General features: G+C 78.7%; 1 protein-coding gene. It reads left to right on the top strand.

The features are described from left to right. A partial coding sequence (locus L1885_RS27570) for a helicase-associated domain-containing protein (RefSeq protein WP_235799870.1) occupies positions 1-2,096 on the top strand: 2,096 nt, incomplete at both ends.

Genomic DNA, 2,096 nt, shown 5'->3' with positions numbered 1-2,096 from the left:
TCCGCGCCCGGGGCGACGCGTCCCTCGCGGCGCTCCTGCACGCCCGCCCCGACCTGCTCTCGCCGGTCCCCAACGACATCTCCCAGCTCGCCGGCCGCGCCGGCACCAGGGCCTCCGTGGTGCGCGCGCTGGAACGCCTGGACCGCTTCACCCTCCAGGCCGCCGAGGCACTGGCCGTCGCGCCCGAGCCCGCGCCGCTCGGCACGCTGCGCGGCCTCCTCGCGGGCGACGACGGCGAGGAGGCCGTCGAGGCCGCGCTGCCCGGCGCACTCGACACGCTCCGCGACCAGGCCCTCGTCTGGGGCGACGACGACCGGTTGCGGCTCGTGCGCACCGCGCGCGAACTCCTCGCCCCGTCCGCGACGCACCCCTCCCCCACCGGCCTCGGCCCGACCGTCGCCGAGGCCACCAACGGCATGAGCCCGGGCCGGGTCCAGGAGATCCTGGCGAACGTCGGGCTGCCGAGCACCCACGACGCGGTCTCGGCGGTCGCGGCGCTGACCGCGCTGTTCACGGACCGACGCCGCATGGCGGAGCTGCTCGACACCGCGCCCGGCGAGGCGCTGGCCGTGCTCGACCGGCTGGTGTGGGGCCCGCCGTACGGGGAGATCAGCGCGAACTCGACGCCGCCCGTCCAGTGGCTGCGCGCCCGGGGCCTGCTGCTGCCCGCGACGCCGCGCACCGTCGTGCTGCCCCGCGAGGTGGCGCTGCACCTGCGCGGCGGCCGGGCGCACCGGCAGCCGGAGCCCGTGCCGCCCGCGCTGGAGCCGAGGGGCGCGTACGGCGCCGCGGTGGTCGACAGCGCCGGGGCCGCCCAGGCGTTCACCGCGCTCGAGATCGTCGAGGAGCTGGGCAAGGAATGGAACGAGGGCGGCCCGGGCGTCCTGCGCGCCGGCGGCCTGTCCGTACGGGACCTCAAGCGCACCGCCCTCGCCCTCGACACGACGGAGCCGCTCGCGGCGTTCTGGGTGGAGCTGGCCTACGCGGCCGGGCTGATCGCGGCCGACGGCGAGGCCGACGAGCGGTACGCGCCCACCCCCGCGTACGACGACTGGCAGGAGCTGCCGCCCGCCGAGCGCTGGGCGGTCCTCGCGACCGCGTGGCTGGCCGCGACCCGTGCGCCCGGGCTGGCCGGCGGCCAGGACAGCCGCGGCCGCACCCTCTCCGCACTCGGCCCCGACCTGGACCGGGGCGCCCTGCCCGAGGTGCGCGGCCGTGTCCTGGCCCTGCTCGCGATGCCGCCCGAGGGCACGGCACCGACCCGCGCGTCGCTGCTGGACCGGCTCAACTGGGAACGGCCGCTGCGCGGCGCCGGGGTGACGGGCCGTACGGAGGATCTGCGGACACGGCTCGCGAACTGGACGCTGGACGAGGCGGAGCTGCTCGGCGTCACCGGCCGCGGCGCCCTCTCGGCGATGGGCCGCGCGCTGCTGCCGGAGAGCGCCCGGGGCACGGAGCCGGCGACCGGGGCGGGAGCCGCCACGGGGGACGGGCCCGGGGCGCGTGCCGCCCGTGCGGCCCGCGCGCTCACCCCGCTGCTGCCGGAACCGCTCGACCACGTCCTGCTCCAGGCCGACCTCACCGCCGTGGCACCCGGGCCGCTGCTGCGGCCCCTGGCGGACCTGCTGTCCGTGGCGGCCGACATCGAGTCCCGGGGCGGCGCGACGGTCTACCGCTTCACGCCCGGCTCCGTACGGCGCGCCCTGGACGCCGGGCAGTCCGCGTCCGACCTGCACGCGTTCCTCGCCCGCCACAGCCGCACCCCGGTGCCGCAGCCGCTGACCTACCTGATCGACGACGTCGCACGCAAGCACGGCCACCTGCGGGTCGGCGCCGCCTCCGCCTACGTCAGGTCCGACGACGACACCGTGCTCGGCGAGATCATGGCCGACAAGCGCGCCGCCGCCCTGCGCCTGCGGCGCCTCGCCCCGACCGTCCTCGCCGCCCAGGCCGACCCGGCGACGCTCCTGGACGGGCTGCGGGCCATGGGATTCGCGCCCGCCGCCGAGTCCGCCGAGGGCGACGTCCTGATCACCCGCGCCCACGCGCACCGCACCCCGGCCCGCACCGCGCCCGTCCCGGTGCCCGACGGGCCG

Origin of the sequence: Streptomyces fuscigenes, assembly GCF_021556455.1 — a bacterium.
Taxonomy (GTDB): Bacteria; Actinomycetota; Actinomycetes; order Streptomycetales; family Streptomycetaceae; genus Streptomyces; species Streptomyces fuscigenes.
The sequence above is the reverse complement of the archived record's forward strand: the minus strand, read 5'-3'. Positions and strand labels throughout refer to the sequence as shown.